Raw genomic sequence first — 15,633 nt, forward strand, 5'->3', positions numbered from 1 at the left:
CAGTTTATCGCTTAGGAAATTACCTTTTTTATGATCCATTTTTCACACTATGCAGCAGCGTTTAATATCTTAGGCACTTGCTATTTATTTTCTCCAAATGATGATGCAAGCCATTATGCGATAAGTTTCTTCAAGCTAAATGACTTTGCATCTCAGTGGCCTTGTAAAATCAGTACTCAGCTTAGCGAACGCATCTCAGCATCGCTAAGCATCGAAATAGCGACGCTGCATACTCAGTGGACAAATTTATTTATTGGGCCTGAAGCATTACCTGCTCCGCCATGGGGCTCGGTATACCTCGACCCTGAAGGCGTATTACAGGGCTCTTCGACACTGGCGCTGAGCGAGTTTTTACAACGAGAGCGTTTAAAAATTCAGACGCGTTATCCAGAGCCTTCTGACCATGTTGGTTTAATGTTATTTCAAGCGGCAGTTTTGGCTTCACAAGTCAGGGAGGCAGCATTAAAAGAATTGCTAAATGACCATTTTGGGAGTTGGTTACCCCAGTTTTCTCAGCAATTAAATCGAACAACATGTAGCCCGTTTTATAACGCATTAACGGAATTAGCGCTGGTTACTGTAAGGTCATGTATATAATATTGTTCAGTATATTTGACCTTTTAATGGTTAATTAAACGTAATATTTGAATGGGTGAAAAGTTAACAAAATTTAATTAAATGAAAATTGATTTAGTTATAAGAAATGCAAATTAAAATGATTCTTACTTTACCTTTCTAAGCCATAATGCATTTTTAAGTCATACTACTTAATGATGTTTTTGGATATCCATAGGGGGTATAAAGTGGTCAATTTATTAAATCGTTTGTTGTCCCATGAAGATGCTGGCAGGTTGTTATTGCGTCTTTCCGTCGGTGGGCTCATGTTATTTCATGGTATGAGTAAATTAATGACAGGAGCGAGTGGTATTAAAGCGCTGCTAGCTTCTTATGGCTTACCTGAATTTATCGCTTATGGAACAATTTTAGGTGAAGTTGTGGCACCTATTTTTATTATTTTAGGAATTTTAACTCGCCCATCTGCATTATTAGTCTCCTTCACTATGGTGGTTGCATGGCTGATGATTGGGTTAGATAAAACATTTGTGCTTGATAAAACAGGCGCATGGGCGATTGAAAGTATTGTGTATTTCTTCTTGAGCGGTATTGCATTGGCATTTTTAGGTGCGGGTAAATATTCCATTATCAAAAACCCGAACTGGCGATAAATCCGTTTTTCTTTCGTGTTTGACATTGCCTTTGAAAAAAGACCATCAAAAATGTTCTGATGGTCTTTTTTTAATCATGATAGTCAATTAGTTGCTAGCACAATTGTACGCAAGAACTCGTCTAATAATCGGCTGTCACGGCAAGCGGGCTCAGGAAATTGCATACGTTCTGCATTGGCTATGACTTCCAGAACGAGCTTATCAATAGCTGGTCGCCTCGCGCCATAATCACTTTCAACTGCTTGGTGCTTAATAACCAGCAATTCATCTATCTCTGTGAGTACCTTGTTATCGGTAACTGTGGCCGCGACTAATTCAGAAAATGCCATTGGTGGCATGCTTTTACTTACTTCTATCCAACGCAGGGCTAATACCGCACGCAGCAGATAAAGATATTTTTTCAGTTTAACGCGCTCACCTTTAAAGTCAGTATGTAAATTACGCTTACTTATTGATAAATAGTGATAGCGCGATTTTAACGGTGAATAAAATTGTGCAGTCAGTTGCTCCAGTTGAGTAAAAAATGCCTCATCCTTAAAATAAACAATGGGTGAATGCAACCACTCTATTAATGCAGGGTTAGAGTTACGCATTAATTTCAATGCTTTAGATAGCTCCCAACCTGATACATCCAGCTCATCATCAATTGGCTTTTCTATCACATCGCGCTTTTTATCTAGCGTTAGGTACCAATCAAGTTTGTGAACATAGATAAATCGAACATCATAGTCGCTGTCGCGGGAGGCAAAGCCCCAACCGCGACTTCCAGACTCACACGCAAACAGCATTTTTACGTGATGAGTTTCTTCTATTTCTTTGAGTGTTTTTCCTATCCGTTCTTTCATCAGCACGGATACACTTTCATGGTCAGTTTCCATGCTTTCTCCTGTTACTTTTTATCTTTAACCCTTCACACACACCACTTGGCGTAGGGTATGAACAATTTCTACTAATGATGATTGCGCAGCCATTACTGCGTCGATGTCTTTGTACGCCATCGGTATTTCGTCAATCACATCACTATCTTTTCGGCACTCAACATGGGCGGTCGCCATTTTTTGGTCGCTGACTGAGAAACGTTTTTTGGCTTCTGTTCGGCTCATTACACGGCCTGCGCCGTGGCTACAGGAGCAAAAACTTTCTTCGTCACCTAAACCGCGCACGATAAAACTTTTGGCTCCCATAGACCCTGGAATGATCCCCATTTGGCCTTTTCGAGCCGACACGGCACCTTTTCGGGTTACCAGTACTTCTTCACCAAAGTGCTGCTCTTTTTGCACATAGTTATGATGGCAATTTACGGCTTCTTGTTCAGTGATAAACGGTTTTGGAATTTCGCGTGATAGTGCTTCCAGCACGCGGTGCATCATCACTTCACGGTTATGGCGAGCAAAGTCCTGCGCCCAACTTACCGCTTCCATATAGTCATTAAAATGCACACTTCCTTCTTCGAAATACGCAAGGTCTCTATCTGGCAAATTAGCGATATGCTGTTGCATATCTTTTTGCGCTAAGGTGATAAACAGATTACCAATCGCGTTTCCTACACCACGTGACCCGCTATGAAGCATTACCCACACGCGGTCTTGTTCATCTAAGCACAGCTCAATAAAGTGGTTCCCCGTTCCCAATGTTCCTAAGTGGTTGTAATGATTGGTTCCACGCAGTTTTGGGTATTTATCACAGATACGTTTGAACTCTTCATCTAAATGCGCCCAGTGGGTATCGACAATATCTGGTGTACGATGCCAAGCCCCTTTATCACGTCCATGTCGATGTGTAGTTCGACCGTGCGGAACCGCCGACTCAATAGCAAAACGGATGTTTTGCAAGCTATCCGGCAAATCCGATGCGGTTAAGGACGTTCGCACGGCAATCATTCCACAACCAATATCCACGCCGACTGCCGCAGGAATAATGGCCCCTTTGGTTGGTATCACACTTCCAATCGTCGAACCTTTCCCAACGTGTACATCAGGCATTACCGCAAGGTGCTTAAAAATAAACGGCATTTTAGCGGTGTTTTGTAGTTGTGTTACCGCTTTCGGGTCTACAGGCACGCCGTTGGTCCACATTTTTACAGGCACGCCATTTTCTTGAATTAATTGATTAAAGTTATTGTTATTCATTATTATTCCTTAATTTTTACCAATCCGTTTAATACTTGATCTAATCCACCGTAAACGGAAATTTGGTCGATTCGATGTGCGATACTTTCTAAGGTCTCAAGTTCTTTTAAACGCAATGCAACCGGGTTGTTTTCCATTACTTTTGCGGTATTTAACAGTGAACGAGTCGCGGCAGTTTCTTCGCGGCGGCGGATCACGTTAGCTTGTGCCGATTTTTCGGCTTCAACGACTTGGGATAAAATAGTGCGCATATCTCCCGGCAAAATGATGTCTTTTACACCGATACTGTCAATTTCTAGGCCAAATTCAACCACGCATTGCGCGACTTGAGCTAACATCAGCTCATCGACTAATTGTTTATTTTCTAATAGTTCATCTAAGGTTCGAGTCCCCACGATTTCTCGTATTGAAAACTGCAATTCACGATATAAATGCTCTACAGGCTGACTCAATTTTGAGAACGCCAGTAAAATATCGTGATAGCGCCAGTTGGCGCACAGGTTGATGCGTAATGTGACTTTGTCTTTGGTTAAAATCTCTTGTCCGCTAATTTCTAATGATTGTAAACGGGTGTCTATTATCTCAACTTCCGGTTTGTGGTTGATTTTCCAATAACCGTAAGTTCCCGGTTGTAATAAATCTTGTATCTCACCATCAATTTTTAACATACCGACATGCCATGCAGGTACTTGGCTAATCAAGGCCAACTCATTGCCTTTAATGCGTTTTTTACCCATCAGACGTGCAACGAATGCAGAGTCAATAACGCTATTTTCTAGCGACTGCGGCTCCACTTTTAAATTATTGCCATTTTTCCAATACAACCGACGGGTCGCTGGTGGCAATATTTCTGTCAAACTATTGTGCAAGTAAATAAAACCAATCTCGTCATCAGTCAAAGCGATGTCAATACAGTGGTCATCAACCCAATCAGGGTGAAATTGGCGTAAGTGGTCTGCCAGTTTTTCATCAATAGGTTCGTTATCAAGTGTGAACAATGACACAGTCAATCGATTGAACCAATCGTTTAAATGGTGCTCACCCGCAGTCAGTAATTGTTTAAAATCCCCATTTTTTGAGGTTAGTGCGATTTGTCCTTGAGCGATATTTATTTTTTTCATTATTTTTCCTTTTTCAATATTTATCCGGCACTGAAGAAAAAAGCGAAGTGGTGAGGGGAAAAGTAGAGTGCCAAAATTGGCTGTCTAAATTTCTGCTCATCACTCGGCAAAGCTCTCGAGTGGCGGTTTTAAGCTTAACTTCTGCTTAGTTTTATACAGTTGGATTTGTATTTTTTTCAGGAGTCGAACCTGATAGCTAGGCTATTACCAAGGTATCTTCCTGACGGCGGCATACAGACCATGTAGTGACTAAGCCACCATGTCTGCACCGGTTGAACGCGAAGTTCAGACAATTTCCGGCAGTGGATGAATATATAATTGCCAGAAGCGTGCCAACTTTTATTAAAGTAAGTTGGAAAATTTTATACTATTGAAAAATAACAAATAAATATATCTAATTAAATTTCACTAACATTACCAAGAGAAATGGATTAGGCTATTTATTATCTTTTTATATCGTACTTTATAAATTTCTATAAACACATCATGAATAAGAAACGCAAAGTGGTCATTGGTGTATTGGGCACAGTACTCGATAGAAGAGGCAAAAAAGCCAATCGCTGGACAAAATGGCGGCCAACGGTTGGTCTTTGCCAACAGCCTGATTTGGATATTGGTCGTTTTGAATTACTGCATCAGGTGAATGACTATGGCATGGCGCACCGGGTGAAAGAGGATATTGAACAAGCTTCTCCCAATACGGAAGTGGTACTGCATGAGGTGGATATTGCTGACCCGTGGGATTTTGAAGAGGTTTATACCTCATTACTGGATTTTTCTTCGCATTATCAATTTGATACTGATAATGAAGAGTATCTTGTACATATCACTACGGGTACCCATGTGGTGCAAATCTGTTGGTTTTTATTAACGGAAGCTCATTATTTACCAGCCAAATTAATTCAAACTTCACCGAGCCAAAAAGGGCGAGAAAAAGACCCTATCGGCATTCATACCGTGATTGACCTTGATTTAAGCCGTTATACCCATATCACCAGCCGTTTCCAAACAGAGCAGCAACAGCAGGTTTCGTTTTTAAAATCGGGTATTGCCACCCGCAACGCGGCATTTAATACCATGATTGAGCAAATCGAACGCGTCGCACTACGCTCTAAAGCCCCAATTTTACTCAATGGGCCAACGGGAGCGGGGAAGTCTTTCTTAGCTCGGCGAATTTATCAACTACGTGAAAGTCGCCACCAAGTTAAAGGGCGCTTTGTGGAAGTAAACTGCGCTACCTTGCGTGGTGATAACGCTATGTCAACGCTATTTGGCCATGTAAAAGGGGCATTCACAGGGGCAATCAACCCAAGGCGTGGGTTACTGAAAGAAGCGGATGGCGGTATTTTATTTCTCGATGAAATTGCGGAACTTGGGCTAGATGAGCAAGCAATGCTATTGAAAGCCATCGAAGAAAAAAGCTTTTTCCCTTATGGTTCAGATGAAGAAATTCACAGTGACTTTCAATTAATTGCAGGGACTCACCGTAATTTGGCGCAGCAAGTGGAGGAGGGCAAATTTCGTGAAGACCTATTTGCCCGTATCAATATGTGGACGTTTGCGTTACCGGGCTTGCGTGACCGCCGTGAAGACATCGAACCGAATATTGATTATGAATTAGCCAAATTTTGCCAAGAGCAACAAAGCCAAATTCGTTTTGATAGCGAAGCTCGCAATGTGTATGTGAAGTTTGCCTGTTCCCCTCAGGCCCTGTGGCGTGGCAATTTTCGTGAGTTGGGTGCATCCATTAGCCGGATGGCAACGTTTGCCGAACGCGGGCGTATTACTAAAGCTGTGGCCGAAGAAGAAATTGGCCGTTTGCAAGCCCAATGGCAAACAAAATCAACCAATATATTACCAAAGCAAATTGGTGAAATTGATTTATTCGACCAACCACAGTTGGCAACAGTGCTGGAAGTTTGTCGCCGTTCATCTACCCTTTCCGAAGCGGGGCGTGAGCTGTTTGCCGTTTCGCGGCAGCAGAAAAAACAACCCAATGATGCAGACAGGCTGCGAAAGTATCTCGCTAAATTTGGGTTGGATTGGGATGGGTTGAAGGGGAACGGTTGAAAAAATTTATAGTAGAAAGCCCCTATTAAGGGGCAAATTGTGACGCTGAAAGAGCAGTTAAATTAAGTCTATTTTATTGTTAGCAGTGTTATCCCATATTTTGAAATAGCTCCCTTAGCAAACTTAACGGTGTGCGTGTAGGCCTATTTTGCTCATTTACTGTAGATTTAAAAAGAGTCCCAATACTTGGCTGAATATTTATCGCAGATCCATCTCTTAGAAAGTTAACTTGTATTGTTCGACTATCGCCATTCAGGGTGGCAATGATATTTATAGAACCTTCGACTAAGCTGCTGATTTCTAATTCTGTATTTCCATATTCATCAGTCAATTTAATTGGTGAGATAATGGCATTTGCTGCTTCAAAGTGAACGTGTGCTCCTGCGATGCTTTGTCGGCTATTATTCACAATATGCAGTTTAATTTTGTTTTTACTGATCCCATCTGCCACTGCATTGTTTTGAATGATATCGATGCTACCAATAAATGACTGGCTAATATCGGATTTAAAGTTATATATTTCATTAATTTCTGTACCATGCTCAATATTTGCTTTTATTGCATAACTTCCTGATACCAAACTAGTAAATTGAATGGAAGCTTCACCTTTACTGTTAGCGATGATGCTATGGGATTGGTCAGAAACTGATTTTTCTGCCTGAGCCTTCCACATAAAATGATTAAGTAATGAATAATATCCCGTATTTTTTTGATTAATAGAATTAAGATTTGCAGGCAATGTGAAATTGACTTTCGCATTGGGTACTGGGTGGCCAAGAGTATCTTTAATTACTACAGTGAATATATTTGTATTTTTACCATCAGCGACAGCATTATTTCTTTTTGCGGTATTCTTATGGGTGATAGTGAGAGCGCCTGTGTTGGTAACTTCAATTAACGTTTCTGCTTGTGGTGAGACATTTCCATTAGTGTCATAAGCCGTCACGGTTAAGCGATAAAGATTGAGTTGTGAGTTTTTAAATGAATGATTGGCAATTTTATAAGACGGTAGTTTTACTGAACTTTCTCTGCCATTAAGGTGTATTTCCCCCCCAGCGGCTATCAATTCAGGGGCTTCTATCACTATTTTTTCTAGCGGGTATTTCGTGGTTAAATTGCGGATAATAGAAAGTTCTTCTCCTGTCATACCCTGAATAACTTTCGGTAATGATAATGAAATTAAGCTTTTCTTTTGGTATTCCAACACAATGTTGTTATTACGGTTAATAAAATCATAACGATTGCTGGAAATATGGCGAGTGGCCGCTACCGCCGAAGTATCAAGATGTTGCGCTAAGCTCCTTCCTAGCAACCAATTAAACGCCACTTTTGCATTTGTCTCATTTGTTCCACTATTGCCTATTTTATGTTCTGCATTTATTGCGAGCAGGGGAAATGGAGACCAATTGACGCCGACGGTAGCCGCCACTGGGTCTTTCTGGCGCTCATTTTTGCCAAATAAAGCGACGTCATCTCCGTAATATTGTTCCAGTTTTAGGTTTGCACCTAAATTCGCATACGTGGGTAGCCAACCTTCAAGTTGAATATCCCAGCCGTTGGCGGGGCGTGCGTTATAATCATCGGCTAATTCGGATGCACTGCGCCAAGTCGATAGTCCCAAATAGCTATTCGCACTCATTCGAACGTAATCTTGAGCATATTCCACACCAAACCCTAAGCGCGAATGGTAATGGGATAAATCATGATCAAAGAAAGCATTTACCCCTATCATGCTATTTTGTTGGAAATGACGTAAACCAATACCGTTATTGGTCTGTAGCCGGCCATCAGTGCGGTGAATACTGTGCTGAGAAAATAACAACAAATCTTGTTGTTCATACCAAGGTACTAACCAATCTAATTGAGATGTCTTAATTGACAATTTTTTATCGAGATTAATATTTAGCCTGGCATTACCGGCTTTGGATAACCAATGTGTTATTTCATCCGTCGCCATATTTGCGGCTTTATGGCGAGCGTAATCTTGTGCCATATCTGCCAGATTTTTGGTGTTTTTTTCTTCAGAAGCAAAGTTTGCGGCATTTTGTCCATATTCCGCTAAAAAACGTTCAGTACTATCTTAAGGTTGGGTTCCTTCAAATTGAATGGCCTGACCACCGAGTGTAGGTAAATCGTCTAAATGGACGATTTGGGCATAACTTGGCACCATTGGCAAAATAGCCGTAGACCAAATTGCCGTAGAGAGGAGCAAACTGTTCGGTAGTTTAGGTTTCAATTTTGACGAAGGGGGATTCATCGAACATATTCCTGATATAAATATTAATATCGCTATTTTCAGGGCAGACAATGATCAGTGCTTGTGAATTGATCGGATGAATATGGAAATACGATTTGTATATTGGAAATATTTGGAATAACTGGCTTTGGTTGATAATCAAAAAATACGGAATACTATACAGATTAAAATAAATGATTTTTTTATTGGAAAAAATCTTACCATAATAAAAACAACAAATTAGATGAGGAAGTTATGGAGTTAACATTTTTAGGAACCAGTGCTGGGGTGCCGACAAAAGAGCGCAATGTCACCAGTATGATATTAAATTTAGTCGGTATCCGTAAAAGCTACTGGTTATTTGATTGTGGAGAAGGGACACAACATCGCATTTTAAATAGCCCATTTAAAACGCCAAAAATTGAGAAAATATTTATTACCCATTTACATGGCGACCATATTTTTGGTCTCCCCGGTTTGTTATGTAGCCGCTCAATGGGTGGGGCAACAGACCTACTGACTGTTTATGGTCCAAAAGGGTTAAAACACTATATTGAAACGGTATTAGCCGTGAGTGTGTCTTATATGACATACCCGTTGGAAATCGTTGAAATTGAAGCTGGGCAGTTATTTGATGATGGGGAGTTAATTGTGACGGCTTATGCTCTTGACCACCGTGTTGAGTGCTACGGCTATCGTATTGAAGGACATCCAAAAAGTGGTGCATTAGACGCAGTCAAATTAGCCAATGACAATATTCCTCGCGGCCCTTGGATGCAAGCGCTTAAAGCGGGTGAAACCATCGTTCTTGATGATGGGCGAGTCGTGAATGGGGCTGATTACCTTGGTGAGCCTATTCCCGGTAAAGTCGTTGCGATTTTTGGTGATACTCAACCAACAGAACAAGCACTGGAGCTTGCGAGAAATGCCGATGTGATGATCCATGAAACCACCTTAGAGGCTGAATTTGCTCAAAAAGCCAATGAGCGTGGCCACTCGACTACGGTACAAGCGGCTGAGCTAGCACGCGCGGCAGGGGTTAAGCGTTTTATCGCAACCCATATTAGTGGTCGTTACGTGAGTGAAGATATACCAAGATTGCTTGCAGAGTGCCAATCGGTGTTCCCTGCAACAGAAATCGCAGAAGACTATTTAACCGTGAAGATTTAATGTTAGCGGGCAAGATATTGTCCGCTAAATCTATTGGCGATTTTAATAAATCACTTTCACAAAGCCATTACGGCAATATGTTTCATATTCATCAGAAAGCTGCCTATTTGTGACTATCACATCAAATTGTGATAATTCCCCCATATTGGCGGTCGCGACTTCATCGAATAGGTTATAAGGGGCGAGTAAAATCTTACGGATAGATTTTTCCATCGCTTTTTTCTTCATTGGTAAATCATCGAGATTATAGCAAGTTACGCCAAAATTTCCGTGCACGCCAGCCGCTGAAATAAAGGCTTTTTTAGGGTTGATTGAATCAAGTAATGAAGGGAGTGAAGGGTTGTAAAAAGAATCACTTTTAGGGCGATACTCCCCGCCACATAAAAGTGCGGTGGCATTTTTCTTTTGGCTAAGGGCGAGAAAAACGTTATGTGAGTAACAAATGCCAGTGAAATTAATCTCTTCGGGGATGAGTGAAATCAAGGTGGCCATTTCAATGCCATTATCAAAGAAAATTACATCATCTTCTGTCACCATACTAGCGGCAAGATTAGGGATATATAATTCTTCGGTTTGGTCAGGGGTAAAAACATCGGCTTGCGGCTCTTGGGTAGCTAAGTTGGCTGGTTGGGTAACAGAAACAATATAGCCGCCAAGGAGTGACATAGGAATAGGGCCTTCTGTGTCTGCGCTGAGATCTCGTCGGATAGTCATCTCTGAAACTTCGAGTATTCTAGCGGCTTCTTTTAAATGAATGCGTCCTGAACGCTTTAAACATTCACTTAAACGGCGAAGGCGTTCTTTTTGTTTAGTTTCTATCACCCTACAATCCTTTTTAAATGCACAAAATTGGCGCGGTTAGACCGCGCCCCATCATTTAGTAGTCACTCGGCTTGGTCGCCGTTCCTGTGACAATGGCAACACTCGCGCTGGCACCTACACGGTTTGCGCCAGCTTCAATCATTTTAATTGCGGTTTCACGGTCACGCACACCACCGGAGGCTTTTACACCGACTTCATCACCAACCACTTTACGCATCAGGGCGACATGGTGCTCTGTAGCACCCATTGTACTGAAACCTGTTGAAGTTTTCACAAAACCGACTTTAATTGTGCGGCAAATTTCACAAACTTGTGTAATTTCTTCATCAGTTAATAGGCAGTTTTCTAAAATAACTTTTAATGTTGCTTTGCCGCAAGCTGCAAATACCGCTTCGATATCACGACGGACAAAGTCTAAGTCGCCACTTTTTAGCATGCCAATGTTGATAACCATATCGACTTCATCAGCGCCACGGCGGACAGCTTCTGCGGCTTCAAATGCTTTGGCTTCAGTTAAGCATGCCCCTAGTGGAAAGCCTACCACACAGCAAACTTTAACGTCGCTGTTTTTTAAAAGTTCGCTGGCTAAAGGAACATAACCTGTGTTCACACATACAGAGGCAAAATGGTGTTCAGCAGCTTCCGTACACAGTTTAGTAATATCGCTGACAGTCGCATTCGCAGCAAGTAAAGTGTGATCAATATATTTTGCTAAGTCTTGCATTTTCAACTTTCCTATATAAATGTGGGATAGACAACAAAGAATGAGGAAATGTGGTAGATATAACACTTGATCATTCGTTATTCGAGATCCTAATCACAAATGATATTTTTGCAACATGATAATGTTACTATCATATCATTATGTGATTTATTTAACACGAGGGACATTATGGATATAGCAGTTATTGGTTCAAACATGGTTGATTTGATCACTTATATCGATCAAATGCCAAAAGAAGGCGAAACGTTAGAAGCGCCAGCTTTCAAAATTGGTTGCGGCGGTAAAGGTGCGAACCAAGCGGTTGCTGCTGCTAAGTTAAATTCAAAAGTGATCATGTTAACCAAAGTCGGCGATGATATTTTTGCAGATAATACGATCCGCAATCTTGAGTCTTACGGTATTAACACCCGTTATGTGGAAAAAGTACCTTGTACCTCAAGTGGTGTCGCGCCTATTTTTGTTAATCAAAATTCATCAAATAGCATTTTGATCGTCAAAGGGGCGAATAAATTTTTATCCCCGGAAGATATCGATCGCGCAGCGGAAGATCTGAAAAAATGTAAATTGATCGTCCTGCAATTAGAAGTCCAGCTTGAGACGGTTTATCACGCAATTTCATTCGGCAATAAACATGGGATCCCAGTGTTGCTCAACCCAGCTCCAGCGCAACGTACGCTCGATCTCGATTTTGCTTGCCGATGTGATTTCTTTGTACCTAATGAAACGGAATTAGAAATTTTAACCAATATGCCAGTAGACACGATGGATAACATTCGTCGCGCCGCACAGTCTTTGCTGGATAAAGGGTTAAAAAATGTCATCGTGACATTAGGGGATAAAGGGGCGCTATGGATGACTCGAGACAGTGAGTTACATATACCCGCAATTAAAGTGAATGCCATTGACACCAGTGGTGCAGGGGATGCCTTTATCGGCTGTTTCTCTCATTACTATGTCCATACGGGGAATATTGAAGAAGCACTGAAAAAAGCAGTGATGTTTTCGGCCTTCAGTGTGACAGGGAAAGGGACTCAATCTTCTTATCCAAGTGTTGAGCAATTTAATGAATTTGTGCAAATCAACACAGCTAATGAATAGCTAAATAATAATAGTCCAACGTAGCTATATACCCTTTGAATAATTAAGTGGTCATCAGAGCCACATAGCCACTCATCGGGTATAAATTATAAAAATATAAGGGTTACTATGAACATTAAGAACATCACTCAGTTACCGGATGGCTACCTGAGTAAGACTCCTCTATTCCAATTTATCCTACTATCGTGTCTGTTCCCATTATGGGGATGTGCTGCAGCATTAAATGATATTTTAATCACACAGTTTAAAAGTGTCTTTGAACTCAGTAACTTCGCCTCTGCTTTAGTGCAAAGTGCATTCTATGGTGGTTATTTCTTAATCGCTATTCCAGCGTCGTTAGTGATCAAAAAAACCAGTTATAAATATGCCATTATGGTGGGGCTGATCCTATACATCGCGGGTTGCAGTATGTTCTTCCCTGCGTCTCATATGGCGACTTACACCATGTTCTTGGCAGCTATTTTCGCCATTGCGATTGGTTTAAGCTTCCTTGAAACCGCAGCAAATACATATAGCTCAATGATAGGGCCTAAACAATACGCGACATTGCGTTTAAATATTAGCCAAACTTTCTACCCAATTGGCGCAGCGGGCGGGATCTTGCTAGGTAAGTATCTGGTATTTTCCGAGGGGGATAGCTTACAAAACCAAATGGCAGGAATGAATGCGGAACAAATTCATGAATTCCGTTTAGCCATGTTGGAAAATACTCTCGAACCTTACCGTTATATGATTATGGTATTGGTTGTGGTAATGATTTTATTCCTTATTACCAAGTTTCCTAAATGTAAAGTGGCAGAAACTCAAGATCATAAACGCCCAACCGCGGTAGAAACCTTAAAATATTTAGCGAAAAATAGCCGCTTTAGAAAAGGAATTATTGCCCAATTTTTATATGTCGGTATGCAAGTGGCTGTGTGGTCATTTACCATTCGTCTCGCATTAGAGATGGGGGATATTAACGAACGCGATGCCTCAAACTTTATGGTGTATAGCTTTGCTTGTTTCTTTATTGGGAAGTTTATCGCCAATATTCTAATGACTCGCTTTAATGCAGAAAAAGTCCTAATTATCTACTCGGTGATTGGGGCGTTGTTCCTGATTTATGTTGCGTTTATTCCGAGTTTCACTGCGGTGTATGCAGCGGTCATGGTGAGTATTTTGTTTGGACCTTGCTGGGCAACCATTTATGCAGGTACTTTGGATACCGTTGATAATGAGCATACCGAAATGGCTGGGGCGGTCATTGTGATGGCGATTGTCGGTGCTGCGGTTGTTCCTGCCGTTCAAGGCTATGTCGCAGATATGCTGCACTCATTACAACTTTCATTCCTCGTTTCCATGCTGTGCTTCGTGTATGTCGGTATTTACTTCGTTGGTGAACGCCGCTTTAAAGCCAAACAAGCTGCAAAATAGTGCTCAAATTGGGTAGTGTGAGCTACCCAATTCCATTTATCTTATTAAACCGTGAGTATGAAAATGAATACATTGATACCTCTTCACAAAAGCTTATTTACGGAAAACCCGACGCTTATTTTAAAAAATAACCAATTTACTGCCACTGCATTTCGTTACCAAACTGGCGTGGAAGGGCTACGAATTGAAAATCAGCAAGGGTATTTAACGATTTTACCTTTTTTAGGACAAATGATTTGGGATGCACAATTTTGTGGCCAAAATCTGAAAATGGAAAATATGTTTTCAGCGCCAAAACTGGTTCCAACGGTAGTTGAAACCTACGGTTGCTTTGCATTCCATTCAGGTTTAATCAGTAATGGTTGCCCTTCTCCAGAAGATTCACATCCATTACATGGGGAAATGCCTTGTGCATCAATGGATAGCGCTTGGCTGGAACTGACAGGCGAAAGTTTGAAAGTTGTCGGCGAATATGAGTATGTGATGGGTTTTGGTCATCATTATCGTGCGACACCGTCAGTGCAATTAAACTCAGATAGTGCATTATTTGATATTCATATGTCAGTCACCAATTTAGCATCGGTGCCTATGCCTCTCCAATATATGTGCCATATGAATTATGCTTACGTGGAGAATGCAACATTGACACAAAATATCCCCGAAAATGCGATTAAATTGCGTGAATCAATACCGGGGCATGTACAGCCAACTGAAAAATGGCTCGCATTTAATGAAGCGTTGAAATCTGGCAAAGTCACATTAAATCAGCTTAATCAGCCACAAATGTGTGACCCTGAAATTGTGTTTTTTATGGATGATCTTAGCCAATATACCGCAACGCCTGAGTTTAGAATGGTTTCACCCGCAGGAGATACGTTTGTAACGCGTTTTAAATCTAATGAGCTAAATTATGCAACTCGTTGGATTTTGTATAATGGTGACCAAAAAGTTGGCGCATTTGTACTCCCTGCAACTTGTCGTCCAGAAGGTTTCCTTGCGGCGAAAAATAACCAAACACTGATTTGGTTAGAGGCAGGGCAAACTCGTGAATTTACTGTCACTACTGGTGTTGAAAAGTAGTTTTTTACTTTAAAAAGGCAGCACATTGCTGCCTTTTACTCATATTGCTGACATTCTTCTTCTAAATCGCGTAGAAGCGCCGCGGCATCATAAACTAATGTTTTTTCCCCATCAGACTGCATCATCAATGCAACCTTAATATTTGCTTCATGCATATCAGGCAGAATTTCTGTCATCAGGTGTTTAAGGGTAAATAGCATTGGCGTAAAATTTGCCCATTCACCCGTTAAACACAACTCAACAAATGCTTTGGCAGGCCATAGGGGGAGAAAAAGACATTTTTCATCATTCCATGCGGTAACGAGATTTTTCCCATCACCGAGGCTCCATACCTGTTCCCAGTCAGCGATTTTACCGACAAAATAGTTATACTGTTGGTATGGTCTAAGCGCATGGACATTTTTTATTTCTTTATCATTTGGGGAAAATAGGTTGTTATTCATTATTGGATAATCTAAAAAGTACCTGATAATTATTGGGAAAATTATCTTTATAATTGTTATCTTAATAACAAGATAACGAAAAACAATACACAGTAAAA

General features: G+C 41.0%; 15 protein-coding genes and 1 pseudogene. 7 read left to right on the top strand and 9 right to left on the bottom strand.

The window, feature by feature from the left end; translation table 11 throughout:
- The first annotated feature begins 30 nt into the window (after positions 1–30).
- On the top strand, positions 31–597 hold the full coding sequence (locus M1F25_RS02020; protein WP_112307400.1) for a molecular chaperone TorD family protein: 567 nt from the start codon (positions 31–33) through the stop codon (positions 595–597).
- A 173-nt stretch (positions 598–770) separates the two neighbouring features.
- Positions 771–1,226: a DoxX family protein gene (locus M1F25_RS02025; protein ID WP_241098187.1), complete on the top strand. Its 456-nt coding sequence runs from the start codon at positions 771–773 to the stop codon at positions 1,224–1,226.
- An 83-nt stretch (positions 1,227–1,309) separates the two neighbouring features.
- Here M1F25_RS02025 and M1F25_RS02030 read toward each other — a convergent pair whose 3' ends face one another.
- The 3 genes from M1F25_RS02030 to M1F25_RS02040 are packed head-to-tail and all read right to left on the bottom strand — an operon-like array spanning position 1,310 to position 4,476.
- On the bottom strand, positions 1,310–2,104 hold the full coding sequence (locus M1F25_RS02030) for a nucleotidyltransferase domain-containing protein (protein ID WP_094961421.1): 795 nt from the start codon (positions 2,102–2,104) through the stop codon (positions 1,310–1,312).
- 24 nt (positions 2,105–2,128) lie between these two features.
- Positions 2,129–3,355, bottom strand: coding sequence for an RtcB family protein (locus M1F25_RS02035; RefSeq protein WP_181489173.1), 1,227 nt, complete (start codon positions 3,353–3,355; stop codon positions 2,129–2,131).
- Positions 3,356–3,357: 2 nt separating this feature from the next.
- A complete protein-coding gene (locus M1F25_RS02040; protein ID WP_110592487.1) occupies positions 3,358–4,476 on the bottom strand; it encodes a slipin family protein in 1,119 nt (372 codons plus the stop codon).
- 486 nt (positions 4,477–4,962) lie between these two features.
- On the opposite strand from M1F25_RS02040, the gene rtcR reads away from it, so the two are divergent.
- Positions 4,963–6,546, top strand: a complete 1,584-nt coding sequence (gene rtcR / locus M1F25_RS02045) for an RNA repair transcriptional activator RtcR (protein ID WP_181489175.1) — start codon at positions 4,963–4,965, stop codon at positions 6,544–6,546.
- 88 nt (positions 6,547–6,634) lie between these two features.
- On the opposite strand, the gene M1F25_RS22425 is transcribed toward rtcR, so the two are convergent.
- The 3 genes and pseudogenes from M1F25_RS22425 to M1F25_RS02055 all read right to left on the bottom strand — a co-directional run bounded on the left by M1F25_RS22425 (position 6,635) and on the right by M1F25_RS02055 (position 8,803).
- Positions 6,635–7,693: an Ig-like domain-containing protein gene (locus tag M1F25_RS22425; protein WP_405127819.1), complete on the bottom strand. Its 1,059-nt coding sequence runs from the start codon at positions 7,691–7,693 to the stop codon at positions 6,635–6,637.
- A 78-nt stretch (positions 7,694–7,771) separates the two neighbouring features.
- Positions 7,772–8,578: pseudogene (locus M1F25_RS22430) on the bottom strand (inverse autotransporter beta domain-containing protein); the annotation flags it as partial.
- 48 nt (positions 8,579–8,626) lie between these two features.
- A complete protein-coding gene (locus M1F25_RS02055) occupies positions 8,627–8,803 on the bottom strand; it encodes a hypothetical protein (RefSeq protein WP_181489179.1) in 177 nt (58 codons plus the stop codon).
- Between the two features lie 234 nt (positions 8,804–9,037).
- On the opposite strand from M1F25_RS02055, the gene rnz reads away from it, so the two are divergent.
- A complete protein-coding gene (gene rnz, locus M1F25_RS02060; protein WP_004260962.1) occupies positions 9,038–9,952 on the top strand; it encodes a ribonuclease Z in 915 nt (304 codons plus the stop codon).
- Positions 9,953–9,994: 42 nt separating this feature from the next.
- Here the strand turns inward: rnz and deoR are convergent, their stop codons facing one another.
- Both deoR and deoC read right to left on the bottom strand, forming a co-directional pair.
- Complete coding sequence (gene deoR, locus M1F25_RS02065; RefSeq protein WP_004260957.1) at positions 9,995–10,774, bottom strand: DNA-binding transcriptional repressor DeoR; 780 nt, start codon at positions 10,772–10,774, stop codon at positions 9,995–9,997.
- A 55-nt stretch (positions 10,775–10,829) separates the two neighbouring features.
- Complete coding sequence (gene deoC / locus M1F25_RS02070; RefSeq protein WP_096864595.1) at positions 10,830–11,498, bottom strand: deoxyribose-phosphate aldolase; 669 nt, start codon at positions 11,496–11,498, stop codon at positions 10,830–10,832.
- A 168-nt stretch (positions 11,499–11,666) separates the two neighbouring features.
- On the opposite strand from deoC, the gene rbsK reads away from it, so the two are divergent.
- The 3 genes from rbsK to M1F25_RS02085 all read left to right on the top strand — a co-directional run bounded on the left by rbsK (position 11,667) and on the right by M1F25_RS02085 (position 15,092).
- On the top strand, positions 11,667–12,596 hold the full coding sequence (gene rbsK / locus M1F25_RS02075; protein ID WP_094961414.1) for a ribokinase: 930 nt from the start codon (positions 11,667–11,669) through the stop codon (positions 12,594–12,596).
- Positions 12,597–12,704: 108 nt separating this feature from the next.
- A complete protein-coding gene (gene fucP / locus M1F25_RS02080) occupies positions 12,705–14,012 on the top strand; it encodes an L-fucose:H+ symporter permease (RefSeq protein ID WP_004260949.1) in 1,308 nt (435 codons plus the stop codon).
- A 63-nt stretch (positions 14,013–14,075) separates the two neighbouring features.
- The gene (locus M1F25_RS02085) at positions 14,076–15,092 is read left to right on the top strand and encodes an aldose 1-epimerase family protein (protein WP_180312344.1); all 1,017 of its coding nucleotides are present in this window, start codon (positions 14,076–14,078) and stop codon (positions 15,090–15,092) included.
- A 35-nt stretch (positions 15,093–15,127) separates the two neighbouring features.
- On the opposite strand, the gene M1F25_RS02090 is transcribed toward M1F25_RS02085, so the two are convergent.
- Complete coding sequence (locus tag M1F25_RS02090) at positions 15,128–15,535, bottom strand: DUF2750 domain-containing protein (RefSeq protein ID WP_094961411.1); 408 nt, start codon at positions 15,533–15,535, stop codon at positions 15,128–15,130.
- Positions 15,536–15,633: the final 98 nt, after the last annotated feature.

Source organism: Providencia sp. PROV109, assembly GCF_033681625.1.
Classification (GTDB): Bacteria; Pseudomonadota; Gammaproteobacteria; order Enterobacterales; family Enterobacteriaceae; genus Providencia; species Providencia hangzhouensis.